The sequence below is a fragment of the Nocardia albiluteola genome (genome assembly GCF_018860155.1).
GTDB classification, from domain to species: Bacteria; Actinomycetota; Actinomycetes; order Mycobacteriales; family Mycobacteriaceae; genus Nocardia; species Nocardia albiluteola.
Genome location: NZ_JAHKNI010000001.1, coordinates 576777 through 599817, shown reverse-complemented (window position 1 = coordinate 599817; position 23041 = coordinate 576777). Strand labels below are relative to the sequence as shown.

Annotated in this window: 25 protein-coding genes; 15 read left to right on the top strand and 10 right to left on the bottom strand. The window is 67.5% G+C overall.

The annotated features are described in order from the left end of the window. Positions 1–6 precede the first annotated feature (6 nt). The 3 genes from KO481_RS02765 (at position 7) to KO481_RS02755 (ending at position 3508) form a co-directional block, all read left to right on the top strand. The gene (locus KO481_RS02765; protein WP_215915312.1) at positions 7–825 is read left to right on the top strand and encodes an MBL fold metallo-hydrolase; all 819 of its coding nucleotides are present in this window, start codon (positions 7–9) and stop codon (positions 823–825) included. Between the two features lie 567 nt (positions 826–1392). Further along, entirely contained in the window at positions 1393–2553 is a 1161-nt protein-coding gene (locus KO481_RS02760; RefSeq protein WP_215915311.1) for a transcription termination factor Rho, short form, read from the top strand. 295 nt (positions 2554–2848) lie between these two features. Continuing rightward, positions 2849–3508 carry an LUD domain-containing protein gene (locus KO481_RS02755; RefSeq protein WP_215915310.1) on the top strand — a complete coding sequence of 220 codons (660 nt, stop codon included), beginning with the start codon at positions 2849–2851 and terminating at the stop codon, positions 3506–3508. A gap of 360 nt (positions 3509–3868) precedes the next feature. Here KO481_RS02755 and KO481_RS02750 read toward each other — a convergent pair whose 3' ends face one another. Beyond that, on the bottom strand, positions 3869–4609 hold the full coding sequence (locus KO481_RS02750) for an SDR family oxidoreductase (protein WP_215915309.1): 741 nt from the start codon (positions 4607–4609) through the stop codon (positions 3869–3871). Positions 4610–4736: 127 nt separating this feature from the next. On the opposite strand from KO481_RS02750, the gene KO481_RS02745 reads away from it, so the two are divergent. Further along, a complete protein-coding gene (locus KO481_RS02745; protein ID WP_215915308.1) occupies positions 4737–5333 on the top strand; it encodes a TetR/AcrR family transcriptional regulator in 597 nt (198 codons plus the stop codon). A gap of 161 nt (positions 5334–5494) precedes the next feature. Here the strand turns inward: KO481_RS02745 and KO481_RS02740 are convergent, their stop codons facing one another. Together KO481_RS02740 and KO481_RS02735 are read right to left on the bottom strand one after the other, a co-directional pair. Continuing rightward, entirely contained in the window at positions 5495–6259 is a 765-nt protein-coding gene (locus tag KO481_RS02740; protein ID WP_215915307.1) for an SDR family NAD(P)-dependent oxidoreductase, read from the bottom strand. Positions 6260–6314: 55 nt separating this feature from the next. After that, a complete protein-coding gene (locus KO481_RS02735) occupies positions 6315–6965 on the bottom strand; it encodes a DUF4386 domain-containing protein (RefSeq protein ID WP_215915306.1) in 651 nt (216 codons plus the stop codon). A gap of 109 nt (positions 6966–7074) precedes the next feature. Between KO481_RS02735 and KO481_RS02730 the strand changes: the two genes are divergently transcribed. The 4 genes from KO481_RS02730 to KO481_RS02715 all read left to right on the top strand — a co-directional run bounded on the left by KO481_RS02730 (position 7075) and on the right by KO481_RS02715 (position 10030). Next, a complete protein-coding gene (locus KO481_RS02730; RefSeq protein WP_215915305.1) occupies positions 7075–7605 on the top strand; it encodes a MarR family winged helix-turn-helix transcriptional regulator in 531 nt (176 codons plus the stop codon). Between the two features lie 409 nt (positions 7606–8014). Further along, the gene (locus KO481_RS02725; protein ID WP_215915304.1) at positions 8015–8578 is read left to right on the top strand and encodes a hypothetical protein; all 564 of its coding nucleotides are present in this window, start codon (positions 8015–8017) and stop codon (positions 8576–8578) included. 254 nt (positions 8579–8832) lie between these two features. Beyond that, the gene (locus KO481_RS02720) at positions 8833–9240 is read left to right on the top strand and encodes a copper resistance CopC family protein (RefSeq protein ID WP_215915303.1); all 408 of its coding nucleotides are present in this window, start codon (positions 8833–8835) and stop codon (positions 9238–9240) included. Between the two features lie 82 nt (positions 9241–9322). Further along, the gene (locus tag KO481_RS02715) at positions 9323–10030 is read left to right on the top strand and encodes a DUF8020 domain-containing protein (RefSeq protein WP_215915302.1); all 708 of its coding nucleotides are present in this window, start codon (positions 9323–9325) and stop codon (positions 10028–10030) included. 88 nt (positions 10031–10118) lie between these two features. Here KO481_RS02715 and KO481_RS02710 read toward each other — a convergent pair whose 3' ends face one another. After that, a complete protein-coding gene (locus tag KO481_RS02710; protein WP_215915301.1) occupies positions 10119–11573 on the bottom strand; it encodes a catalase in 1455 nt (484 codons plus the stop codon). Positions 11574–12266: 693 nt separating this feature from the next. On the opposite strand from KO481_RS02710, the gene KO481_RS02705 reads away from it, so the two are divergent. Beyond that, the gene (locus KO481_RS02705) at positions 12267–13565 is read left to right on the top strand and encodes a serine hydrolase domain-containing protein (RefSeq protein WP_308166262.1); all 1299 of its coding nucleotides are present in this window, start codon (positions 12267–12269) and stop codon (positions 13563–13565) included. A gap of 7 nt (positions 13566–13572) precedes the next feature. Here KO481_RS02705 and KO481_RS02700 read toward each other — a convergent pair whose 3' ends face one another. Next, a complete protein-coding gene (locus tag KO481_RS02700) occupies positions 13573–14016 on the bottom strand; it encodes a nuclear transport factor 2 family protein (RefSeq protein ID WP_215915299.1) in 444 nt (147 codons plus the stop codon). A gap of 92 nt (positions 14017–14108) precedes the next feature. Here KO481_RS02700 and KO481_RS02695 point away from each other — a divergent pair, with 92 nt between their 5' ends. Next, positions 14109–14693 carry a TetR/AcrR family transcriptional regulator gene (locus tag KO481_RS02695; RefSeq protein WP_308166261.1) on the top strand — a complete coding sequence of 195 codons (585 nt, stop codon included), beginning with the start codon at positions 14109–14111 and terminating at the stop codon, positions 14691–14693. Positions 14694–14709: 16 nt separating this feature from the next. Here the strand turns inward: KO481_RS02695 and KO481_RS02690 are convergent, their stop codons facing one another. Next, positions 14710–15219 carry a cupin domain-containing protein gene (locus KO481_RS02690; protein ID WP_215915297.1) on the bottom strand — a complete coding sequence of 170 codons (510 nt, stop codon included), beginning with the start codon at positions 15217–15219 and terminating at the stop codon, positions 14710–14712. Positions 15220–15309: 90 nt separating this feature from the next. Here KO481_RS02690 and KO481_RS02685 point away from each other — a divergent pair, with 90 nt between their 5' ends. Further along, on the top strand, positions 15310–15804 hold the full coding sequence (locus KO481_RS02685; protein ID WP_215915296.1) for a MarR family winged helix-turn-helix transcriptional regulator: 495 nt from the start codon (positions 15310–15312) through the stop codon (positions 15802–15804). A gap of 18 nt (positions 15805–15822) precedes the next feature. Here KO481_RS02685 and KO481_RS02680 read toward each other — a convergent pair whose 3' ends face one another. Next, the gene (locus KO481_RS02680) at positions 15823–16650 is read right to left on the bottom strand and encodes a carboxymuconolactone decarboxylase family protein (protein ID WP_215915295.1); all 828 of its coding nucleotides are present in this window, start codon (positions 16648–16650) and stop codon (positions 15823–15825) included. Between the two features lie 128 nt (positions 16651–16778). On the opposite strand from KO481_RS02680, the gene KO481_RS02675 reads away from it, so the two are divergent. Continuing rightward, positions 16779–17363, top strand: a complete 585-nt coding sequence (locus KO481_RS02675; protein ID WP_215915294.1) for a TetR/AcrR family transcriptional regulator — start codon at positions 16779–16781, stop codon at positions 17361–17363. Positions 17364–17416: 53 nt separating this feature from the next. Here the strand turns inward: KO481_RS02675 and KO481_RS02670 are convergent, their stop codons facing one another. Continuing rightward, the gene (locus tag KO481_RS02670) at positions 17417–18451 is read right to left on the bottom strand and encodes an aspartate-semialdehyde dehydrogenase (protein WP_215915293.1); all 1035 of its coding nucleotides are present in this window, start codon (positions 18449–18451) and stop codon (positions 17417–17419) included. A 3-nt stretch (positions 18452–18454) separates the two neighbouring features. Continuing rightward, positions 18455–19720, bottom strand: a complete 1266-nt coding sequence (locus KO481_RS02665) for an aspartate kinase (RefSeq protein ID WP_215915292.1) — start codon at positions 19718–19720, stop codon at positions 18455–18457. 264 nt (positions 19721–19984) lie between these two features. Here KO481_RS02665 and KO481_RS02660 point away from each other — a divergent pair, with 264 nt between their 5' ends. From KO481_RS02660 to KO481_RS02650, 3 genes are all read left to right on the top strand, one after another. Further along, on the top strand, positions 19985–20167 hold the full coding sequence (locus KO481_RS02660) for a DUF1918 domain-containing protein (RefSeq protein ID WP_215915291.1): 183 nt from the start codon (positions 19985–19987) through the stop codon (positions 20165–20167). 207 nt (positions 20168–20374) lie between these two features. Next, positions 20375–20833 (top strand): SRPBCC family protein, encoded by a 459-nt coding sequence (locus tag KO481_RS02655; protein ID WP_215915290.1) that lies wholly within the window; start codon positions 20375–20377, stop codon positions 20831–20833. Between the two features lie 37 nt (positions 20834–20870). Beyond that, positions 20871–22088, top strand: coding sequence for a low temperature requirement protein A (locus KO481_RS02650; RefSeq protein WP_215915289.1), 1218 nt, complete (start codon positions 20871–20873; stop codon positions 22086–22088). 12 nt (positions 22089–22100) lie between these two features. On the opposite strand, the gene KO481_RS02645 is transcribed toward KO481_RS02650, so the two are convergent. Then, the gene (locus KO481_RS02645) at positions 22101–22895 is read right to left on the bottom strand and encodes an ion transporter (RefSeq protein WP_215915288.1); all 795 of its coding nucleotides are present in this window, start codon (positions 22893–22895) and stop codon (positions 22101–22103) included. Positions 22896–23041: the final 146 nt, after the last annotated feature.

Here is a 23041-nt window from a genome sequence, read left to right as displayed (position 1 = left end):
AAGACCATGCACGTCCACCATTTCAACTGCGGCACAATGAGACCGCTCGGCGGTCGGCTGATCGACGGCAACGGCCATCCGTTCCGCCCGGCGACGATGATCTGTCACTGCCTGCTCGTCGAGACCGACGCCGGTCTGGTGCTGATCGAGACCGGCTTCGGCGCCAACGGTGCGCAGCGCCCGCGCGAGTGGTTCACGCCGTGGTTCCGTCTCGCGACCCGGCCGGTGCGGGAGCCCGCGGAGTCGGCCGTGTCGCACCTGACCGAACTCGGTTACACCGCCGACGATGTGCGGCACATCGTCTTGACGCACGCCGACCTCGATCATGCGGGTGGACTCGCCGACTTCCCCCGTGCCAAGGTGCATGTGAGCGCGACCGAGCATCGCAGGCTGGGCGGCGCACGATATCGCGACATACAGTTCGCGCACCGTCCGGATTGGGAGTTGTACGAGGACGGCGCAGGCGAGAGCTGGTTCGGCCTGGACGGCGCTCGCCAGCTGCGCGGCCTGCCCGACGACATCCAACTGATCCCGTTGCCCGGCCACACCGTGGGACACAGCGGCGTCGCGGTTCGCCTCGGCTCGGACCGCTGGCTGCTGCACGCGGGCGACTCCCTGTTCTTCCACGGCCAGTTGGATTCGACTCGTCCGCACGCTCCGCTGGGCCTGCGGGTGTTCGAGAGGATCGTTCAGGAGGACGACGCCGCCCGCCGTGACTCGCAACGGAAACTGCGCGCTTTGGTGGCGGCCCATGGTGATCAGGTGACCGTCATCAGCGCACACGAGCAGTCCGCATTGATCGACCGACAGGTCATGGCATCGTGATGGCGGCCGAATTCATCACCACCGGAGCGTAATTCATCGTTTCATCGAGCCCGGGTTCGCGAGCGCGAACCCGGGCTCTTCGCGTTTGCGCCCCGCAGTTCCGGTTCGGACCCGTCATTCCTGTGCGGGACGTCATTCGACGTGCCTTCCGCCCGAATCCACCCCGAGAACCCACCGGATAATGAAAGACGCAGCGCCGGAGGACGATAAGCGCAGCATCTCACAACGACGGGCGCAATGCCCGACGACGATGCGCGCGATAGCCGATGGCAGTCGAAACGATGTCGAGAGAACGGGCGACGGCGGCCGGGAATAGACCGGGATGATTGCGCGTTGACGGTATCGACTGTAGCCTTGGCAACGTCTCCAGCTTGTGGATGCAGGTGAGTAATCCCTCCCACAGTCCGCTGGACACCCCGGCACTCCACTCTCCTCGGTGATCCGAGCGAAGCCGTATTCGAAGTACCGGTACCCGACGTACCGCCCGGGGGTTCACAGCACAGCCACGCGCTGCGCCGACGGCGATCTCGCCGTACCCACCCACACTCTCATTCAGGAGCACATCCCATGCAGGACAACACTATTCATAACAACAGCGGCGATCTGACCACCATCGAGACCGCGACGGAAGTCAGCGGCATCCTCGACATCACCGACAACCACGCCGCGTTGCGCACCGACGGCTACCTGCCCGGACCGCGCGACGCGCACGTGCCGTTGCGCCTGGTCCGCGAGCACGGACTGCGCCGCGGGGATGCGATCACCGGCATCACCGGGCCCAAGCGCGAGGGCATCAAACTGCCCCCGCTGCTGCGGGTCGATCGCGTCAACGGGCTGCCGCCCGCACAGGCCAAGGCCCGCAAACACTTCGGCGATCTCATCCCCATCTATCCACAGGACCGGCTCCGCCTGGAGACCGAGCCGCACGAAATGACCACGCGCGTCACGGATCTGGTGATGCCGATCGGCAAGGGACAGCGCGCGCAGATCGTCGCGCCGCCCAAGGCGGGCAAAACCTCACTGCTGCAATCGATTGCGCACGGCATCGCGAAGAATCACCCCGAATGCCAGCTGATCCTGGTGCTCGTGGGGGAGCGCCCCGAGGAGGTCACCGACCTGTCCCGGGCCGTGCCCGCGGACATCGCCGCGGCCACCTTCGACACTCCCGCGCGCGATCACGTCGCGGTCGCGGAGCTGGCCATCGAACACGCCAAGCGCCTCGTCGAAATGGGCCGCGACGTGGTGGTGCTGCTCGATTCGCTGACCCGGCTGGCCCGCGCCTACAACCTGGCCTCCCCGGGCACCGGGCGCATCCTGTCCGGCGGCGTGGACGCGGGCGCGCTGGCCCCGCCGAAGAAATTCCTCGGCGCCGCGCGCAATATCGAGAACGGCGGCTCGCTGACCATCATCGCCACCACCCTCGTCGAGACGGGTTCGGTCGCCGACACCCTGATCTTCGAGGAGTACAAGGGCACCGGCAACGCCGAACTCAAGCTCGACCGGCACATCGCCGATCGGCGCACCTTCCCCGCCATCGACATCGACCGCTCCAGCACCCGCCGCGACGAGTTGCTGCTCACCCCCGACGAACTCGCCGCCACCGCATCGCTGCGGCGCACCCTCGCCGGCCGCGAGCCGCAGCAGGCCATCGAACTGTTGCTCACCGGTCTGCGCCAGACCGAGACGAACGCCGAATTCCTCGCCCAGATCCGCAACGCCGCCCGCTGACACCCACCAGCGGATTCCGGCCAATTGCGGCCCGAAATAACCGAGTAGCCCGAACCTCGAGCAAGATCGGTCCCGCGTCCAGGTAGCCTGTCTGCAAGATCAGACCAGGCGTCCGTCCGGGCGGACGGACGCCGAGCACCACAACGCACAGCTCGTCTCGCACCCGTTCCGCGGTATCGCAGGGTCGCTGCGACGCCGTTCCGGAAAGGGGGCCGCCTGTCATGCGAACGGCGCTCGCTACCCGCAGCACAGCGCACCATCGGACGCCGGCGGGGATTCCGTCCGGGGGGTGCTGATGTCGCGGGAGGATTTCCTGCGCCGCGTGCGCGACGGCCTCAAGGCACTGCCCGACGACGATCGCACCGTCACGCTCAACGGCCACCGGCGGCACACCACCGAGGAGTCCCCCCGCGATCGCACCGCGATCATCGAACAGTTCGTCGAGCGTCTCGAGCATCACGGCGCCCGGGTGCGGCGGCTGGCCGAAGCGCAGATCCCGGCCGCGGTATACGGGGCGCTCTACGAACATCGCGCGAAATCCGTTGTGGCGCCGGAGGGTTTGCCCGACGAATGGCTCGAGACGTGGTCCGCCAATCCGGATCACCAGATCCTCGACGACCACCCGCAGCTCTCGCCCGAGGAACTGGGCGACGCCGACGCCATCGTGACCTCCTGCGCCGGCGCGGTCGCCGACGCCGGGGCCGTTGTGCTGGACGGCGGGCCGGGCCAGGGCAGGCGCGAGGCGATCCCCAGCTGCCACATCTGCGTGGTGCGCGCGGCGCAGATCGACTCCTCGCTGCCCGAGGTGCTCGACAAGCTCGATTCCCGCCGGCCCATCACCTGGTGCGGCGGCCCGACCGCACCCTCGGACGCCCCGGCCTCGCCCGGCCAGGGCCGCCATCGCCAGCGGCAACTGGTCGTGCTGATCGTCGAATCCGACGAGATTTCCGCGTAAGCACCGCAAGTTCTCCTTAAGCCCGTGGCAAGCCCCGGGCGGCATTCTCATAACCGGTAGGCCACTGCCGGGAGTGGGTGCCGGTCGCGGCTTGTACGAGGGGTCGGGTCGCGACCGAACGCAAATACGGATGTTCCTGCGGTTGGAGGGGGCCGCAGGAGCACCATCCCGTTCCGTTGCCGCCTTGTGATCTTGGTCGGCGGCGTGTCGCCGTATCCTCGAGGGAGAACGATCGGGCGTCGACTGGATCGGGAGGACGATGGAAACCGTGGTGGTCTTCGTGCTCGCCTGCATCTGGTACTGGTCGAGCATGTTCTAGTAGGACCGGGAGCGAAGGGCCGCCGACCTCGGGACGACGGCTCAGCGACCGGTGGCCAGGGTCGCCCCGCCCTGCACATCCAGCACGACACCCGTGATGAATCCGTTGGTCGCCAGCGAAACGATCGCCGCCGCAACGTCTTCCGGGCGGCCGACGCGGCCGGCCGGAGTGGTGGCGACGATCCCCTCGAAGAGCGTGCGCCGCTGATCCTCCGGAATCCGATCCCACCACGGGGTATCGATGACGCCCGGCGAGACCGCATTGATGCGCAGCGGCGCCAGCTCCACCGCCAGCGGGCGGACCATCGCGTCCAGGGCGCCGTTGATCGCGGCCAGGCCCGCGGTACCGGGGAAGGCCGCGCGCGAGGAGCCCGCGGTGATCAGGGTGACCGATCCGTGCGCGGTCAGGTGCGGCAGCGCGGCCTGCAGGATCCGGACCTGCGGCCAGAACTTGGCGGCGAATCCGGCGGCCAGATCGTCCAGGTCGAGTTCGGCGAAGGGACCGCTGCCCGCCGCGCCGCTGACTGCGATCACCAGGTGATCGATGGCGCCCGACTGCGCGAAGAAGGCCTCGATGTCCGCCTTGCTGGCCGCGTCCATGCGGTGGCCGGTGGTGTTGCCGCCGATGCGGACCACCGCCGCGTCCAGCTTGTCCTGGCTGCGGCCGGTGACGACGACCTCCGCCCCGCCCGCGGCGAACAGCGCGGCGGTGGCTTCGCCGATGCCCGAGCTGCCACCCATCACCACGACGCGGTCGACCGGGACATTCGTGGGCTGTGTCATTGCTGGCCTTCTTTCTTCGAGGATACCGTCGTATTCTTGACGAGACTTACAGTCTCGATAACGAGAGTATCGGCTCCGGCATTCCCGTCAAGCCGAAGAACCTCGCCGGACCAGGAAGGGTGGACGTTTGCAATCGCCTGAACCCCCAACGGATTCCGCGCGCCCGCACACCGGCCGGCGCCGCAACGAGGCGGTCCGCTTGGCCATCCTCGATGCGGCGCTGCGCCTGCTGGCCGAATCCGACGGCGCGCCCATCACCATCGATGCCATCGCTCGCGCGGCCGGCGTGGGCAAGCAGACCATGTATCGATGGTGGCCGTCCAAGGGCGCGGTGCTGCTCGATGCGCTGCACGACCGCTCCCGTCAGGACGTTCCCCAGCCGGACACCGGCTCCGTGCACGACGACCTGCTCGCCCTGATCGAGTCGACTTTCGCTGCGGCACAACAGGTTCCCACCGGACCCGCATTGCGAACGCTCGTCCGGGAGTCCGCGGACGACAGCCACCTGGCCGAGCTGATGCGGACCTACACAGCTTCCCGGCGAGCCGTGGTGCGCGATGTGCTGCGCCGCGGGCTGGAGCGGGGCGAGCTGCGCGCCGATACCGATATCGACCTGATCGTCGACCAGTTCTATGGGCTGTTCTGGTACCGCTTCCTGCTCGGGCACGCTCCGCTGGACCGCGACACCGCCGCGAGTCTGACTAAATCACTTCTACACCAGTGATATTCGCGCGAGGCCACCTCGGCCAGTCCCGCACCCACGCCGGGTCCACCGCCAGTGGCGAGGTGGCACCGAACAGGCCCGGGATCCATCCGACTCGGGTTAGCACGGCCGGGGCCCGCACCAATTCCTGTGCGGGCCAAGGGATTGTCTTCGAACCGGCGTCAATTGGTGATGCGCCCACCCGCGACGTCGATGGTCAGGCCGGTGAGATAGGAGGAGGCGTCCGAGGCCAGGAACAGCACGGCCTCGGCGACATCCGTCGTGGTGCCCAGGCGGCGCAGCGGATGCATGTTCGCGACCTGCTGCTGTACCGCCTCCGGCATGTTCGCCTCCACCTTCTCGGTCCGGATCGACGTTGGCGCAAGGGTATTCACGCGCACGCCGCGCGGACCGTATTCGGTGGCCAGGTGCCGGGTCATCATGATCAGGCCGGCGTTGGCGACGCCGTAGGCGAGATTGGCCTGGCTGGGCTGACGGCCCGCGGACGAGGCCATGGTGATGATGCTGCCGCGACCACGTTCGACCATGCCCGGCAGGAATTCCCGGACGGTCAGGAAGGACGAGGTCAGATCGGAGTCGAGCACCTCCCGCCAGCGCGCCTCGGTCAGCTCCGCCGACGGCACCGGAAAGCCCTGGCCCCCGGCGAATGCGCCGAGCACGTCGACCGGACCGAGTTCGCGCTCGACCAGCGCCCGCACCTCGGCGAGCGCGTCGGCGGAGGTGACGTCGGCGGGTGCTGCCACGGCGGTGCCGCCGGCCGCGGTGATGTCGGCGACGACCGCGTTCAGGGCGTCCTTGTCCCGTCCGACGACGCCGACCCGCACCCCCTGGGTGGCGAGCATGCGGGCGGTCTGCGCGCCGATGCCGCGGGAACCGCCGGTGATGACGGCGGTGCGCCCGGCCAGATCGGAGTAGTTGCTGAGCATGGGAGTTACCTTTCGAACAGGGTGAAATCAGCGGCAGTACAGGATGATTGGGTGATCAGCGGCGGCGGTACAGGACGATTGCGGTGATCAGCAGCCACAGCAGGCCGCCGAACCGGACGATGGGGAACAGGAACTGCAGAGCGGGCACGATCAGGCCCAGCGCGGACAGCGCACCGGCGGCGGCGATGACCAGACCGGACCACGCCAACGCGCGCGGCAACAGCCGGCCGAGCAGCGCGGGCACGGCCACGCCCAGCACGAGCAGCCCGACCCCGGCCGCGTAGGCCGCGCCGCCGGAGACGAATCCGAGATCGGCGACGGCCCGCGCGAGGTCCGGGGACGCGGTACCGGTCAGGCGGGCGCCCGCCCAGCTGAACAGGGCGCTGACGACGAGCGCGCCGGAGGCGAGCAGGCCGCCGGCCATGGCGATCGGCGGCACGCCGCGCATCCGCGCCGACACCGCGCGGTAGAGCAGCGTGGCCGTCACCGCGAGGGGTGCGGCGGAGATCAGCAACAGCATGGCGCCCACCTCGAGCAGGGTGCGGTGGGCGGTGTTGTAGGCGAGCACGGCCGAACCTGTGGCATCCGGGTGCGGGACACCGGAGTTCACCGCGACGTAGGCCACCGTGAAGGCGGCGAAGGCGAGGGTGGCGGCCAGGACCGGCAGGGCGGTCCTGGTGGTCCGGGTGGTGATGGGTGCGCTCATAACGGCGGTCCTTCTCGGAGGCGATGCGCTGATCGTGACCCTCAAATAATGATTACAATCTGTAACGATTGTCAAGCGGACATCGTTTTGGATCATCTACTATGTCTGCATGGACACGGACCGAGAGTCGGGCGGACATCGGCCCCCCGGCGGAGTCGGCTTCCTCCTGGCGCAGGTGGGAGCCCATGCGGCGGCGCATTTCGCCGACGGCATCGCGCAACTGAACCTCACCCCGCCCCAGGCCGGGCTGCTCCGGTTGCTGGTCATGCAGCCGGGCCGTAGCCAGCGCGAACTCGCCGACGAACTCGGCATGCCGCCCAGCCGCTTCGTCCCCTTCGCCGACAAGCTCGAGGAGCGCGGCCTGATCGAACGCCGCCGCAACCCCGACGACCGCCGCCTGCACGCCCTGCACCTGACCACTGCGGGGCGAAAACTGCTGGGCAAGTTGAGCGTCGCCGCCCGCGACAACGAGGACGCGCTGTGCCGCGCCCTGTCCCCCGACGAGCGCACCCAGCTCACCGCCCTGCTCGGCCGCATCGCCGCGGACCAGGGTCTGATCCCGGGCGTCCACCCCGGCTACAAATCAGTGAACGCCGACGGCCACGGTCGCCCGGCGCAGAAGCCGTTCGACCCGCGCTGACCACCGGGGGCAACAGCTCTCGCACGAACCGGCCACACCGGCGTCTCGATCCGCGCCGGCCCAGCTCCGGCGGATGGCGCTGCCCGAAACCCCTGCCATGCCCGCACCGATACCCGATCGACGCGGCCCCGGGCGTACTTCTCGGCGGCCTGCAGGTCACCGCGGGCGCCGATGGGCGTAGTCAGGATTTGCCGGCCTTGCTGGGCGACCGTTGTCTTGCTGAAATGACGGCGCCTGGCACCGAACTTCGCCGGCGGGTGCGGGACGAGCCGAAATACTTCCTGTTGGGAAGATTCGGTTAAGGGGCGTTTTGAGCGCGGCCGCGGATTTCGGAATCGCCGGATACGCCGGTTATAGTCGATGCGATCCTTGTCCGAGTTAGGCATGCTTTCCGCGAAGGTAGTCGTCGATGATGTTGCTCACCCGTGCCGGTGACACATCGCGCGATCGTATTCGCGGAAGTCTGGCGGGAATTCTCTGTGGGCTGGTGGCAATCGCCGCGCACGGATTCGAAGGCATGCTGCCGCATTCCTCGGCATTGGTTCTGCTGTTATTGGTCAGCGGTGCGGTCGGAGCCGCTGTCGGCTCACCGTCCGGACGCGGCCGAGCCGCGCTTTTCGGCCTGCTCGCGGCCGGGCAACTGGTGGAACACGCCGCATTGACGGCCACGGCCGGTGCACACGACATGCATTCGACGGTCGAGGGCGCCGGTCGCGGGGGGTTGCTCATGCTGACTGCGCACGGCATCGCAACTCTGGCGTGCGCGCTGCTCATCTTCGCCGTAGAGCGCTTCTACGCTGCGGTTTCACGCGTGGCTCGCACCATGCTTGCCGAGTTCGGGCCACTCCCGCCGGCTGACGACCGACTAGCCCGCATACCTCGCGCTGTCGTCCGGAGACCGAATTCGGCGCTGCTCAGCGCAATTTCTCCACGCGGCCCACCCGCGATGTCGGCCGCGCTCGCGCTCTCCTGATCCGATCGGATCAGCCCTCCTCGCACGCGCATCCGCGGCCTCTCCTGCACCGCTCGAACATCCTTGTTCGTGGCGGAATGATTCGGCGCTCACCCGGCGTGACGATCGCGACCTGACACGGCGATCGATCGCGTCGGCGAAGGCCTGAATAACCGCAGTCGAAACGCTCTCGACAATTGTCGAATTCGCGCTGCACTAAATGTGGATTCGCGCTGCCTGCCGGCTCATTCACCGGCGTGTGGAAAGGAATTGTTTTGTCGACCAGGAAATTCGTTCGGTCCGGGCGTGGGCTTCGCTGGCTGCAGTCGATTGCGACCCTGCTGGCCGCGGTCGTGGCCGGGGTCGTGATGTTGGGCGCGGGTGTTGCGGATGCGCATTCGTACGTCACCCATGCCGAGCCGGCCGATCGGGCCGTGGTGCAGGCGGGCCCGCCGCAGGTGTCCATCACGTTCAACGAGAAGGTGGCCGACCCCGAGTTGGTCGTGACCGGGCCGGACGGCAAGGTCTACTCACACGGTGACGTGCACATGGACGGCCGCACGCTGAGCATCGATCTCGCGCCGCTGGGCCCGGCCGGGATGTACACCACCACATTCACCATCACCTCGAAGGACGGCCACCGCATCGAGGGCACTCGCACCTTCACGCTGGCCCCTCAGTAACAACCCGCTACGCGGCAATCCCCCTCGATCCCAATACTTTTCGTCTCGCGAACCGGTGTTCGCGAGGAAGGAACGACCCCTGATGAAGACCTTGAACGCCGTCGCGTCGACCGCGCTGCTGGCCATCGCCGCGCTCACCGTTGCCGGCGGGACCGCCTACGCCGACGCTCCCGCCGCACCCGCGAACCGCCCAGGTGCGACCGTCAGCACCGATGTGGCGCCGGGCATCCACTACACCGCCAACGTGGTCGACCACTCCGTGGTGCTGCGGACCGACGCGGGCCGGATCAACGTGCGCGGCACCCAGTTCGAGATCCTCGACGCCAACGGCAAGCTGGCCTACGGGATGCCGCTGACCTACCAGCTGGACAAGAAGGACTGGCCGATCGCGGCCCAGGTCGACGCCGGCGGGCGCACCATCACCCTCACCCCGAGCACCGATCCGGCCAAGGCCGTGCCCGCGGCCCCGGTGACGCTGAAGCCGATCTTCTCGCAGGACGACTTCAACGACGCGCTCGGCGTGGCCGCCAACCAGGTTGGCCTGGCCACCGCGATCGGCGGCATGCTCGGCGCGGCGATCGGCCTGGCCGGCGGTTGCGTGGCCGGTGCGGTCGTCGGCACCACGCTGATGCCGCCCGCGTTCCTGATCGGCGCGCCGGGCGGCTGTATCGCCGGCGCGGGCATCGGCGCTGGGCTCGGCACCGCCATCGGCACCATCGCGGTCGGCGGACCGGTCGCGGTCGTCAGCGTGATGCAGATGTACAACTCGCTCACCCACAGCCAGAACTGATCCGGGAGCCACTCCCCACAAGCTCTCCCGAAATGACAAGGCCCGCACCGTATTACGGTGCGGGCCTTGCGCATTATGTCGTGCCGTATCAGCGGGCGGTGCGCACGCCCTCCTCGATGCGCTTGCCGATCTCAGGGTCGATGCGCTTCCAGTAGTCGAACACCTTGCTCAGTACCGGCTCGCGGACGCCGCCGAGGATGTGGCCGACGACGTTGCCCACCAGGCGATCCCGCTCCTCGTCGTTGTACACCTCACGGACCAGCGCGCCCGCCTGGCCGAAGTCGCCGTCCTCGCGGTGCTGGATGTAGCCGGCGCGCACGGCCTCCTGGCCGAAGGTCCACGTGCCCTCGTCACCGGCGCGGGCGGGATCGGCGTGCGGGCCGCCGAACGAATTCGGTGCGTACACGGGCACATCGGGCGCGTTGTAGTCGAATCGCATCGCGCCCTCCTTGGAGTAGGTGTTCACCTCCGCGGCGCGGGCGCGGTTCGGCGGCAGCTGCGCGTAGTTGACCCCGATGCGGTAGCGGTGCGCGTCGGAGTACGCGAAGACGCGGCCCAGCAGCATCTTGTCGGGCGAGAAACCGATGCCGGGAACGAGATTCGAGGGCTCGAACGCGGCCTGCTCGATCTCGACGAAGTAGTTGCGCGGGTTGCGGTTCAGCGTCCAGCGACCGACCTCGATCAGCGGGTAGTCCCGGTGCGACCACACCTTGGTCAGGTCGAACGGGTTGAACCGGTACCCCTCGGCCTCGGCCTCCGGCATGACCTGCACGTGCAGGGTCCAGCTCGGGAACTCGCCCCGCTCGATGGACTCGTACAGATCCCGGCGGTGGTAATCGGCATCGGCGCCGGCCAGCGTGTCGGCCTCGGCCTGGGTCAGGTTCTTGATGCCCTGATCGGTCTTGAAGTGGTACTTCACCCAGAAGCGCTCGCCCTGGGCATTGACCCACTGATAGGTGTGCGAGCCGTAGCCGTTCATGTGCCGATAGGTCGCCGGGATGCCGCGATCGCCCATCAGCCACGCCACCTGGTGCGCGGTCTCCGGGCGCAGCGTCCAGAAGTCCCACTGCATGGTCGCGTCGCGAAGTCCGCTGCCCGGCAGGCGCTTCTGGGACCGGATGAAGTCGGGGAACTTGATCGGATCCTTGATGAAGAAGACCGGGGTGTTGTTGCCGACGATGTCGTAGTTGCCGTCGCGGGTGTAGAACTTCACCGCGAAACCGCGCGGATCGCGCCAGGTGTCCGGGCTGCCCAGCTCACCGGCGACGGTGGAGAACCGCACGAGGGATTCGGTGCGGCGGCCCGGCTGGAACAGATCGGCCTTGGTGAAGCGGCTGACGTCGTTGGTCACCACCAGCTCGCCGTACGCGCCCGCACCCTTGGCGTGCACGATGCGCTCCGGCACCCGCTCCCGGTTGAAGTGGGCGAGCTTCTCGATCAGGTAGTGATCGTGCAGCAGGATCGGGCCTTGAGTGCCCGCGGTCAGCGACTCGTCGTCGCTGGCCACCGGGACGCCGGTGTTGGTGGTGGTCGGTTTCGTCATGCGCGCCTCCTCGCTGGTGAGCACCGTCCGGGAGTGGGCTGCCCGGGCCGGTGTGCTTTGGGCCTAGTCTGTCAGTTTTTTGGAATAAGTCAATAAAACTAGTAGATCCGTTCTGCGTCCGGGCACCCGTAGGTGCACCGCCATTCCAGTGGGGCAGGTCACGCGGGGACAACTGGAGATTCCTACGAACCCGAGGCGAGCGGAGCAGGTGCGGCACCGACCACCGGGCCGATCTCGGGCGCTGCGGCCGACTGCCACCCCTCCGCGCCACGCTGCGCCGTGGCGCCAAGACGTCGCGACCGCCGCCCGCACCGGCCGAATCGCCTTATGCCGCAGCTCACACTGCCGATGGCGGAATAGATCCGGCGTAGCCCGGCGTTGTCACCATTTGCCGATGCCGGGACAGCCCCGGGCCTCACCACTTCGTCGCTACGAGCGACCACTCGCCGAGAGGCGCATGTTGGGCATCGGTTTGCGGTTTCGCGGAGCTGCGTGGGCTCCGCGAAACCAGTGCAGTAGTGCAGACCGAAGGCCGCCGGATCCACGGATCCGGCGGCCTTCGGCGTCTCGGCGCTCTCAGGTCTCGATTGTTATCGTGCGTGTTTCGTATTCACGTTGCGTCGGCGGTCACGCGATAGCCTCACACCCATGTGCCGCTTGCTGGGGTGGTTTGCGACAATCCTCGTACTGGTGGTGAGCGCTGTGACGCCGGGGCTCGCCCACGCGACGACCGGCGCGGACACCCGCTGCGAGGTCGGCTCGGGACGGGACTTTCCGCGTGCGACACCCACCCAGGCCGGCTTCGATCCGGACCGGCTGGCCGCCGCCCTCGCCTTCGCCACGTCCCGAAATCGCGTGAATGTCCAGATATTCCGGCACAACTGTCTGATCGGCACGGGTCCGCACAACGACCGGACCGGCCGGACGCCCTGGAACGTCTGGAGCGTTACCAAGAGCGTGGTCTCGCTGATCGCCGGAATCGCCTGGGACCGAGGCAAACTCGATCTCGGCGCGCCGATCGGCCGCTACCTGCCGCCCGGGCTGGGCGATGCGGAACACCGCTCGATCACCGTCACGGACCTGCTCACCGAGTCCTCGGGCCTGCACATCGGCGCCATCAACGAGGGCGTCACCGGCGTCTTCTCGATCGATCCCGACAGCGCGGTGCAGGCGCTGGGCGTGCACTTCGACCATCCGCCGGGCACCCACTTCTCCTACAGCCAGCGCAATGTCGACCTACTGTCCTATGTCATCGAATTGGCCATCGGCGAGCCGCTGCAGCAGTTCGCCCAGCGCGAGCTGTTCGGTCCGCTGGGCATCGAACGCGGCGACTACTACTGGGCCCGCGACCGCGCCGGACACACCTACGGCTACGCACACCTGCTGATCCCGCCCGACGATCTCGTCAAACTCGGCCTGCTACTGAGCAATAACGGCCGTTGGGGCGAGACGCAGATCGTTTCACCGGAATACCTGCACCGTGCCACCCATCCCACGGCGACGAATCCCTGTTACGGACTGCTGTTCTGGGTCGGGCCGGGATGCGCGGAGATACCGAGCTTCATGCCCCCGGACACCTATCAGATGTCCGGGGTCGGACTGCAGGACGTCTTCGTCGTCCCCAGCATGGATCTGACCATCGCCTGGACCGGAGTCTTCGGCGATCACTCCACCGAGGGCCCGGCCGGCATGCTGCAGAACATGCCCGAGCTCTCGCACGAATTCTTCCGCAAGCTGATGGCGGCCTTCGAACGGCCGCCGTTTCCGGACCCCGGACCGTGGGTGGAGCCGCCGCTGGGGCTGAATCCGAAGGACTATCTCGATCCGAACTTCACCCTAGCCCTGTTCGGCATCGGTCCCGACGCCTATCCGAGCTGTAATGTGGTGTCCTGCTTGGATATTCCGCTCAAGCTCCCGTTCACCGACGCGCCGCCCGGATGCTGGATCCTGCTGTGTCGCGGGCCGGATCCGCGCACCCCAGGCATCGGCTGACCGCGGATTATTCCCCGCCCGTCCGAATCAGGCCCTCGCGCACCAGGTTCGCCAGCCGCGCGGTGTCCATGTAGTCGCGGAACAGCACGACCTTCCCGTCGCGGACCCGCACGACGTTGACCGAAGTCCTTGCGCGCGAACGGATGCCGTCGGGCCGGGTCATGTCGACCTCGTTCTCCACGAAGAACAGCTCCGGATCGGTCGTGTCGTGGACGACGGGGTACACCCCGTGGATCTGGATCTCGCGCGTGCGGGACCAGCGCTGGGCGAGGTGGTCGCGAATCGCCTCCCGCCCCTCGATGCGAGCGGGCATGCCCGGGACGGTGAACGGAATCTCGAACACCGCGTCCGGAGCCATCAGATCGGCGAACACGTCGGCATCGACCGAACCGAGGTCGGTGAACATCCGCTCGACCAGCTCCCGCGGGGTCTGCACCGAATTCTCTGCCATGACTTACCCTTCAATAAACGGAACTAATACCCCGCTTATGATTCGGAACGCACGCCCCGTTTGTCAATATGCACCCCGGTAGAATCGTCGCCGTGACCGATACACAGGCGCCCCAGGCCCCCGGACCGGGTCGCGCCCTGCGCGCGGATGCCCGCCGCAACCGCGAGCGCGTGCTGGCCGCGGCCCAGGAGGCCTTCGCCGCTGAGGGCATCTCGGTGCCGCTGGACGAGATCGCGCGGCGGGCCGGCGTCGGCCCGGGCACCGTGTACCGACATTTCCCCACCAAGGAGGCGCTGTTCCACGCCGCGATGGTGGATCGTATCGAGCGCATGACCGCACAGGCGCAATCCCTCGCCGGCGCCCCGGATGCGGGCCAGGCCTTCTTCGGCTACCTCGACACGATCGTCATCGAGGGCGGGGTGAAGCGAAATCTCGCCGAGGCGGTCAGCGGCCATGAGGGCGTGGAATCCCAGGCGCCGACGCTGGAATTGCGAGCGGCGATCGACGTGCTGCTGCGCCGCGCCCAGGACTGCGGCGCGGTGCGCCCGGACATCGACATCGCCGACCTGATGCGAATCCTCAAGGGCGCCTTCCTGGCCACGTACACCACGGACGCCGACGACCAGCAGCGCGGACGAGTCTTCGCGATCGTCTTCGACGGTCTGCGCCCGCGCTGAGCACTGCCCGCCGGCCTCAGCCGCGCGCCGACTCCGAGCGCCCCTCGGCGCGCTCCCGGGCCCACTCGGGTGCGTCTACGAAGTAGGTGTCGAAGGTCTCCTGGTTGTCGAGGAGTTCCTGCACCGAGGTCTGCCCACGCTCGATCCGTTCCAGAACCCGGAAGTATTCGAAGCGCTCGACGCCGGGCGTCAGGGCGATGAACACCCGCACCGCACTGTCGGGCGAGGCGCCGAACGCGTGGACGACATGCTTGGGCACGACGAGTGAGCCGCCCGCGGACAGGGTGCGGATCTCGCCGTCGGCGAGCACCTGCAGCTCGCCCTCGGCGACATAGAAAAGCTCGTGCGAGCGGGCGTGATAGTGCGGCACGGCCCCGTCACGTCCGACGCCCAGGCGCACCTCCTGCGTGCTCAGCACGCCATCGGTGGCGCTCGCATCGCGGTGCAGCCGGATCGCCGTGGGGTCCTGGCCGATCAGTTCGGCCTCGGAGGCCTGGGTCAGGAGAACCGGTCGAGTCTGCGTCATGATTCCATCCCTTCAAGTAACTTGTCATCAAGTTACTTGTCGTCAAGCTAAATGACAAGAGGTAGCTCGACGTCAAGCTAGAGTGAGGGCATGCAGGCATCCGAACGCATCGATCACCTTCTGGGGCAGTGGCGGGCCGAGCGGCCCGATCTGGACGTGGACACCATGGCCCTGATCACCCGGCTGGAGCGGGTGAGCCAGCTGATCGATGCCCGAATCAGCGCGATGGCAACGGAATTCGGTATTCACCGCAGCGAGGGCGACGTGCTGCTGGCGCTGCGCCGCGCCGGGGCCCCCTACCGCCTGTCACCCTCGCAGCTGGCCGAATCGCTGCTGGTCACGACGGGCACCATGACGAACCGCCTGGACCGCCTGCAGAAGCGCGGCTACATCGCCCGCATCCCCTACCCCGGGGATCGCCGCGGGCTGCTCATCGAACTCACCGACAGCGCAAGGGAACTCGTCGATCGGGCGATACCCCGGCACATCGAGAACGAGCAGGCGATGCTGTCGGTGCTGACTCCGCGCGAACGCGCGGAACTCACCCGACTGACCGACAAACTGATCAACCACCTGTCGGACTGAGCCGGCCCGCCGCGCAGCTCAGCCCCCGTTCGCCTCAGCCGCCGCACGTTCGGCGAAAACCTCACGCGCGGCGGCCATTCCGTTCAGGGCCGCGGGGAATCCGGCGTAGCCGGCCATCTGCATGATCGCCTCGACGGCCTCCTCGCGCGTGCCGCCGACGTTGAGCAGCCCATGCAGGTGCACTCGCAGCTGCGGGCCGACCGAGCCCAGGGCGGTGCAGGCCGCGACCGTCGCCAGCTCGCGCGTCTTCAGGTCCAGACCGGAGCGGGAGTAGACGTCGCCAAAGGCGAATTCGATGACGTAGCGGGCGAAGTCGGGCGCGATATCGGCCAGCGAATCGATCACCTGCCGCCCCGCGTGACCGTCGATGCGCTCGAGCTCCGCGAGCCCGCGCTCATACCGCTGCCGGGTCGTCTCGTCCGGCCGAATCCGGCTCTCGCCCACCGGGCTGCCCGCCTCCGGCCGATCAGCGAACGCCGCCTTGGCAACCGCCAGGCCGTTGAGCGCGGCGGGCACTCCGGCGTACACGCCCATATGGATGATCGTCTCGACGATCTCGACCGGCGTGACGCCGACATTGAGCGCGCCGTCGATATGGAAGCGCAGCTGCGGTGCGGCGGTTCCCAGCGCGGTCAGCGCCGCGACGTTGATGATCTGCCGCTGCGCGAAGGTCAACCCGGGACGGCCGTAAATATCGGCGTAGAACTCGATGGTCAGCCTGCCCAAATCCGGCGCGATATCGGCCATGCTGTCCAGCACCCGGGTGGGGTCGCTGCCGCCGACCCGACCCAGCAGGGTCAGGCCCCGCTCGAAGCGGCTGGTCGACGAGGAATCGGTGTCGGTCATGGGTCGATCCTTCTCAGTAGAGCGTTGCGGACAATGACGAGACGGCTCGTCTCGTCTCGCCAACGTAGACCCTCGACTCAACCGCGTCAAGACGAGACGTTTCGTCTCGTACCGCGTACGCTGAAGGCATGCCGCCCGCCCCGAACCCGCAACTACGAAGCCAGCGGTCGCATCAGGCGATTCTGGATGCGACCTTCGCCCTGGCCGTAGAAAAGGGCTATGCCCGGATGAGCATCGACGCGATCGCCGCGGCGGCGGGCGTCGGCAAGCAGACCATCTACCGCTGGTGGCCGTCCAAGGGCGCGGTCGCCCTCGACGCGGTCAACGAAAAGATGGGCACCGCAACGGATTTCCCGGACACCGGCGACATCGCCGCCGACCTGAAGACACAGATCACCGCACTGAGTGAGTTGCTCGCCGGTGACATCGGCGGCGTCTACCAGGCCGTCATCGCCGAGGCCCAATCCGATCCGCACATCGCGGCGGCCGTGCGCGAGACCATCGTCGAACCTCGCTTGGAACAGTGCTGCAAGCGCTTGGACAGCGCCATCACCGCGGGCGAACTACGCGGGGACATCCCGACGCGCGCCATGGTCGAAATGCTGTACGGCCCGGTCTACTACCGTTTCCTGCTCCACGCCCCCGAATCGGACCTGCGGCTGGGCGCCGACCACGTCGACCACCTGCTCACCGGGCTGAGACCTCACTCGTAGTGGGTGCCCGAACATCTGGTACCGGATGTGGTACCAGATGTTCGGAGAATGGTTCAGCGGTTGGCGAGTAGGACCTCGGCGATCTGAATCGTGTTGAGCGCGGCACCCTTTCGGAGGTTGTCGCCCGAGACGAACAGGGCCAGCCCACGCCCGCCGGGCACCCCCGGATCCTGGCGGATGCGGCCGACGAGGGAATCGTCGATGCCCGCGGCCTGCAGCGGGGTCGGCACGTCGACCAGTTGCACGCCGGGCGCATCGGCCAGCAGCTTGCGGGCCTGCTCCGGCGAAAGGGGCTGGGCGAACTCGGCATTGATCGACAGCGAGTGCCCGGTGAACACGGGTACCCGCACACAGGTGCCGCTCACCAGCAGCTCGGGCAGGCCCAGGATCTTGCGGCTCTCGTTGCGCAGCTTCTGGTCCTCGTCGGTCTCGCCCGAGCCGTCGTCGACCAGCGAACCGGCCAGCGGGAGCACGTTGAAGGCGATCGGCGCGACGTACTTGTCCGGCGCGGGGAACTCCACCGCCGAGCCGTCGTGGGTCAGTTCCTCGGCGCGGTCGATCACCGCGCGCGCCTGCGAGGCCAGCTCCTCGACCCCGGCCAGGCCGCTGCCCGACACCGCCTGGTAGCTGGACACGATCAGCCGCTGCAGGCCCGCCGCGTCGTGCAGCGGCTTGAGCACCGGCATCGCGGCCATGGTCGTGCAGTTGGGGTTGGCGATGATGCCCTTGACCAGATTGCGGGTCTGCTCCGGGTTGACCTCGCTGACAACCAGCGGCACCTCGGGGTCCTTGCGCCAGGCCGAGGAGTTGTCGATGACGGTCGCCCCGGCCGCGGCGAACCGCGGCGCCTGCACCCGGGACATGGTGGCCCCGGCCGAGAACAGCGCGATGTCCAGCCCGCTGGGGTCGGCGGTCTCGGCGTCCTCGACGACGATCTCGCCGCCGCGCCACGGCAGCGTCTTACCGGCCGAGCGGGCCGAGGCGAAGAACCGCACCTGGTCGGCGGGAAAATTGCGCTCTTCCAGCAGTTTCCGCATGACGGCGCCGACCTGCCCGGTCGCGCCGACCACACCTACGCGTACGCCCATGGCCTATCGCCCCGATCCGGCGTGCACGACCGCGACCTCGTCGCCGCCCAGGTCGAATGCCCGGTGCAGCACCTGCACGGCCTCGTCGAGTTCGTGGTCCCGCACCAGCACCGAGATCCGGATCTCCGAGGTGGAGATCAGATCGATGTTGATGCCCGCGGACGCCAGCGCCTCACAGAAGGTGGCCGTGACGCCCGGGTGGCTCTTCATGCCCGCGCCGACCAGGGACACCTTGCCGATGTGATCGTCGTAGAGGACCTGGGAGAAGCCGATCTCGCCCTGCCGGTTGGTCAGCATCTCCACCGCGCGGGCGCTATCGGTCTTGGGCATGGTGAAGGTGATGTCGGTCTTGCCGGTCTCCACCTTCGAGATGTTCTGCAGCACCATGTCGATATTGATCTCGGCATCGGCGATGGCGCGGAACACCTTGGCGGCGTAGCCGGGCTCGTCCGGTATCGCGACAACGGTCACCTTGGCCTCGCTGCGGTCGTGTGCGACGCCGGTGAGGAGTGCTTTTTCCAAGGGGATGTCCTCCATCGATCCTGAAACGGTGGTGCCCAGCTTGTCGGTATAGGACGAGCGCACATGCACGGGCACGTTGTAGCGGCGCGCATATTCCACGCAGCGCAGCATGAGCACCTTCGAGCCACAGGCCGCCATCTCCAGCATCTCCTCGTAGGAGATGCGCTCGAGCTTCTGCGCGTCGGAGACGATCCGCGGGTCGGCGCTGAACACGCCGTCCACGTCGGTGTAGATCTCGCAGACGTCGGCCCCGAGCGCGGCGGCCAGCGCGACCGCGGTGGTGTCGGAGCCGCCGCGGCCGAGCGTGGTGACGTCCTTACTGTCCTGCGAGACGCCCTGGAAGCCGGCGACCAGCACGATCGTGCCCTCGTCGAGAGCCTCGCGCAGCCGGCCGGGCGTCACATCGATGATCTTGGCGTTGCCGTGCGCACCGGTCGTGATGACGCCGGCCTGGGAGCCGGTGAACGAGCGCGCCTCCGCGCCGAGCGAATGGATCGCCATGGCCACGAGCGCGTTCGAGATGCGCTCACCGGCGGTCAGGAGCATGTCCATCTCGCGCGGCGGCGCGGCGGGCGCGACCTGCTGCGCCAGATCCAGCAGTTCGTCGGTCGTGTCGCCCATCGCCGAGCACACGACGACCACGTCGTGCCCCTGCTTCTTGGTCTCGACGATCCGCTCAGCGACGCGCCGGATGCGCTCGGCGGTGGCCACCGAGGATCCTCCGTACTTCTGAACGACGAGAGCCACGAGGGATCCTCCAAGATCGATCATCTGCTGTTACCAGCACCCAAGAGTACCGACCGGAGTCCAGTACTTATCCGGCCACCTCTACCGGGGGTAATGCCGAAGAGGCCATCCGAGCACCACATCCGGGTGGCCGGCCGGGCGTCGCTGCGAGTCACCGCGCTGCTGCGCGAGGGCGAATCCACCTGGCCTGTCAATCCGCCGGGACCCCTACTTCTCACGTTCGGGGGTTGTGACTTTCATCACGATGGTCGGATAATGCGAATCATGCAGGCAAATGTCGGTGATCAATTATTGGTCCACAGCCATACGGTCGGCATGCCGGATCACACCGGAGAAGTCATCGAGGTTCGCGGGGCCGATGGCGCCCCGCCGTACATCGTCCGATTCGACGATGGCCATGAGAGCCTGGTGTTCCCGGGCCCGGACTGGGTCGTGCGGCACGCCTGAGCCAGACCCGACGCCACCTTCGGTACCCCCTGACCCTCACGATCAAACATCGAATTCCGCGAAGCGCGCGACCCTTTCGGCGCTCCCGCAGCTAGATACGTACTGGACGGTTTCTCACAATTCTGGAACAGACCAGGTGGTTGACGACCGACTGTGACCCTGGAGACAATCGGTCCCAGTAGTACGGGGGGTGGAGGGCACAAGGCTATGCGCACGAAGACCGACCACCGATTCATCGTCGATATCGACCCCGAACAAGTGATGGAGGCACTCCTCGCGGTCGAGCGGGTTCCCGAGTGGTCCCCCTCGCACAAGGATGTGCGCGTGGCGACCTACGACGACTATGGGCGTCCCAGGCGCGTCTATGCGACGGTCAGCCCGCTGGGCAACTCCGACCGCCAGGTCCTCGAATACGACTGCACCGCCGACCGCATCGGCTGGAACGTCGTCGAAAGCGGCGGGGGCGGCGGCGGCAAGGGCTGGTTCGAGCTCGAGACGACCGGCGAGGGCACCGAGGTTTGGTATCACTCGGAAATATATCTTCCGATTCCGGTACCCGGAATTCTCATGAAACGAAGCATCGCCAAGGTCAACGAGGAGGCGGTGCAGAACTTGATCGAGTTCATCGAGAAATTTCAATTCGGAGAGAACTACGAAGTGAGCTGACCCCGCGAATGCCGCGATCGCCTGCCACGATATCCGCATGACCGGCAAGCGATCACGGATGCAGGTGGTCACCGACGATGCCTCGGTGACCGAGCTGGAACTGTTCTTCGACCTCGTGATGGTGTTCGCCTTCACACAGGTCACCGATCTGGCCGCACACGAGACCACCGCGGTGAACATGCTGCGGGCCTTTCTGGTGCTCGCGGTCATGTGGTGGGTGTGGATCGCGTACGCCTGGCTGGGCAATGTGATCAAGGCCGACGAGGGCATCGCCCGGGTCGCGATGTTCGCCGCCACGGGCGCGACGCTGATCTTGGCGGAGACAATCCCCGAGGCATTCCACAACATGCCCGGAGGCTGGTACGGGCCGCTGGTGTTCGCACTCGGGTATCTGGCGATCCGCCTGGACCACCTCTGGGTGTTCTGGTGCGCCAGCGCGCAGGACCCGCAGCTGCGCAGGCAGGTGGTCCGGTGGGCGCTGGGGTCTCTCACGATCGGGACCACGCTGCTCGTCGTCGCCGCGGTGAACCACGGCGCGGTGCAGATCTGGCTGTGGGTGGCGGCCCTCACGGGCGACATGCTCTGGACCCTGTTCGCGGGCAACGAGTGGCGGATCAACTCGGCGGGACACTTCGCCGAGCGGCACGGGCTGATCGTCATCGTGGCGCTGGGCGAATCGATCGTCTCCATCGGCGTCGGGGTGGCCGGGCTGCCGATCTCGTGGCCGATCGCACTGGGATCGCTACTAGGACTTGCTGTTTCGGCACTGCTGTGGTGGGCGTACTTCGATGTGGCCGCCAGGGTGGTGGAACGCCACCTGGCCCGCGCGAGCGGGGCGCGGCAGATCCAGATCGCGCGAAACTGCTACACCTACTGGCACTTTCCGATGGTCGCGGGAATCATCGCACTGTCGCTGGGCATGAAGAGGGTGCTCTCCTACGTCGGCGGCGCGGCGGGGCATTCGTTACGCGATGAGCTGCACGGAATTCCGCTGTTCGCGCTGTACGGCGGGGTGATCGTGTACCTGGTAGCGCTGGTCGGATTCCGGCACTATGCAACGGGAACGGTGCTGTGGCCGCGGCTGGTGGCCGCCGTGCTGCTGGGCGCGCTGATTCCGCTGGCATCGACGCTGCCCGCCGTGGCCGCGCTGGGCCTGCTGTGCGCGGTACTGCTCGTGCTGATCGCCTGGGAGACACTGCGTTACGGGCGATCGCGCGATGAGGTCCGGCACGGCGCCGAGGAGATCGGCGCCTGATCCGGACCCGCGTCACTGCGAAGGGATCGGCTTGTTGTCGACCGTCTCCGCGACGCGCACGCCCTCGTGTATCGCCCGGCGCATCTGATGTACGTTCTCCCGCAACACGTCTCCCACCAGCTCGTCGATGCGCGGGTCGGCCAGGACCTGGGAGATGACGCGGAAGGCGGTGTTCGCGATGCCCCTGATGATCTCGTCGTGAAAGGGCATATAGCGCACGCGGCCCAGCTGCGGATCGTTCTTGATCAGCTCCATGATCATGGCGTCCAGCTCGGCGTGGTTCTCCTCCAGCGCGGAGGCGATGTTGCGGGTGTACTGCCCCACCCGCAGCACCGCGGTGATCTCCTCGAGCACCGCCATCGTCACCGGGCGCTTGATCGCCTCGACGATCGCGCCCATCGACCGATTCACGATCGCTACGGTGACCTGGTCGCCGAACACGCGATCGGCGAGGCGCAGCACCCGGACCAGCAGCACCACGATGCGCACCGTATGCGAATCGTGGAAATAGGGGGCGGTCGCCGGAATCAGGCACAGCACCTCGTACCAGTACACGAACGGGAAGTTCCAGGACCAGTCCTCCCGCCGCCAGCGCCACAGGAACTCCAGGGCGAAGATCCCGCAGGTCACGTAGTCGGCGATGACGATCGCCCCGAGCCAGGGCCCGCCCGGCACCGGGAGCAGGTCGACCCAGCCGATCAGCGCCGCCGACACCAGGGCGACGGCGAGCATGAAATAGTCGGTCCAGAGGATCGGCGGCTTGCGCGGATATTCCTGCTGTCCCGCTGCGGTGCGGTACTGCGCCACGACTGATCCCTTCTGAGTTGGACGACGGCGCTCCCGAGGGGCCTGCGTGGTTACGCTGCGCTGCCTCCTACGGGCCCGCCGGCACGCGCCGCTATGGCGAACAATCCCGCCGAGAGTAACCCGCCGCCCCGCCCGGTTTCAGTGAC

Coding starts and splice junctions, on each gene's coding strand:
- KO481_RS02765 (WP_215915312.1), top strand. CDS start 7: ATGCACGTCCACCATTTCAACTGCGGCACAATGAGACCGCTCGGCGGT.
- KO481_RS02760 (WP_215915311.1), top strand. CDS start 1,393: ATGCAGGACAACACTATTCATAACAACAGCGGCGATCTGACCACCATC.
- KO481_RS02755 (WP_215915310.1), top strand. CDS start 2,849: ATGTCGCGGGAGGATTTCCTGCGCCGCGTGCGCGACGGCCTCAAGGCA.
- KO481_RS02750 (WP_215915309.1), bottom strand. CDS start 4,609: ATGACACAGCCCACGAATGTCCCGGTCGACCGCGTCGTGGTGATGGGT.
- KO481_RS02740 (WP_215915307.1), bottom strand. CDS start 6,259: ATGCTCAGCAACTACTCCGATCTGGCCGGGCGCACCGCCGTCATCACC.
- KO481_RS02735 (WP_215915306.1), bottom strand. CDS start 6,965: ATGAGCGCACCCATCACCACCCGGACCACCAGGACCGCCCTGCCGGTC.
- KO481_RS02730 (WP_215915305.1), top strand. CDS start 7,075: ATGGACACGGACCGAGAGTCGGGCGGACATCGGCCCCCCGGCGGAGTC.
- KO481_RS02725 (WP_215915304.1), top strand. CDS start 8,015: ATGATGTTGCTCACCCGTGCCGGTGACACATCGCGCGATCGTATTCGC.
- KO481_RS02715 (WP_215915302.1), top strand. CDS start 9,323: ATGAAGACCTTGAACGCCGTCGCGTCGACCGCGCTGCTGGCCATCGCC.
- KO481_RS02710 (WP_215915301.1), bottom strand. CDS start 11,573: ATGACGAAACCGACCACCACCAACACCGGCGTCCCGGTGGCCAGCGAC.
- KO481_RS02700 (WP_215915299.1), bottom strand. CDS start 14,016: ATGGCAGAGAATTCGGTGCAGACCCCGCGGGAGCTGGTCGAGCGGATG.
- KO481_RS02690 (WP_215915297.1), bottom strand. CDS start 15,219: ATGACGCAGACTCGACCGGTTCTCCTGACCCAGGCCTCCGAGGCCGAA.
- KO481_RS02685 (WP_215915296.1), top strand. CDS start 15,310: ATGCAGGCATCCGAACGCATCGATCACCTTCTGGGGCAGTGGCGGGCC.
- KO481_RS02680 (WP_215915295.1), bottom strand. CDS start 16,650: ATGACCGACACCGATTCCTCGTCGACCAGCCGCTTCGAGCGGGGCCTG.
- KO481_RS02675 (WP_215915294.1), top strand. CDS start 16,779: ATGCCGCCCGCCCCGAACCCGCAACTACGAAGCCAGCGGTCGCATCAG.
- KO481_RS02670 (WP_215915293.1), bottom strand. CDS start 18,451: ATGGGCGTACGCGTAGGTGTGGTCGGCGCGACCGGGCAGGTCGGCGCC.
- KO481_RS02660 (WP_215915291.1), top strand. CDS start 19,985: ATGCAGGCAAATGTCGGTGATCAATTATTGGTCCACAGCCATACGGTC.
- KO481_RS02655 (WP_215915290.1), top strand. CDS start 20,375: ATGCGCACGAAGACCGACCACCGATTCATCGTCGATATCGACCCCGAA.
- KO481_RS02650 (WP_215915289.1), top strand. CDS start 20,871: ATGACCGGCAAGCGATCACGGATGCAGGTGGTCACCGACGATGCCTCG.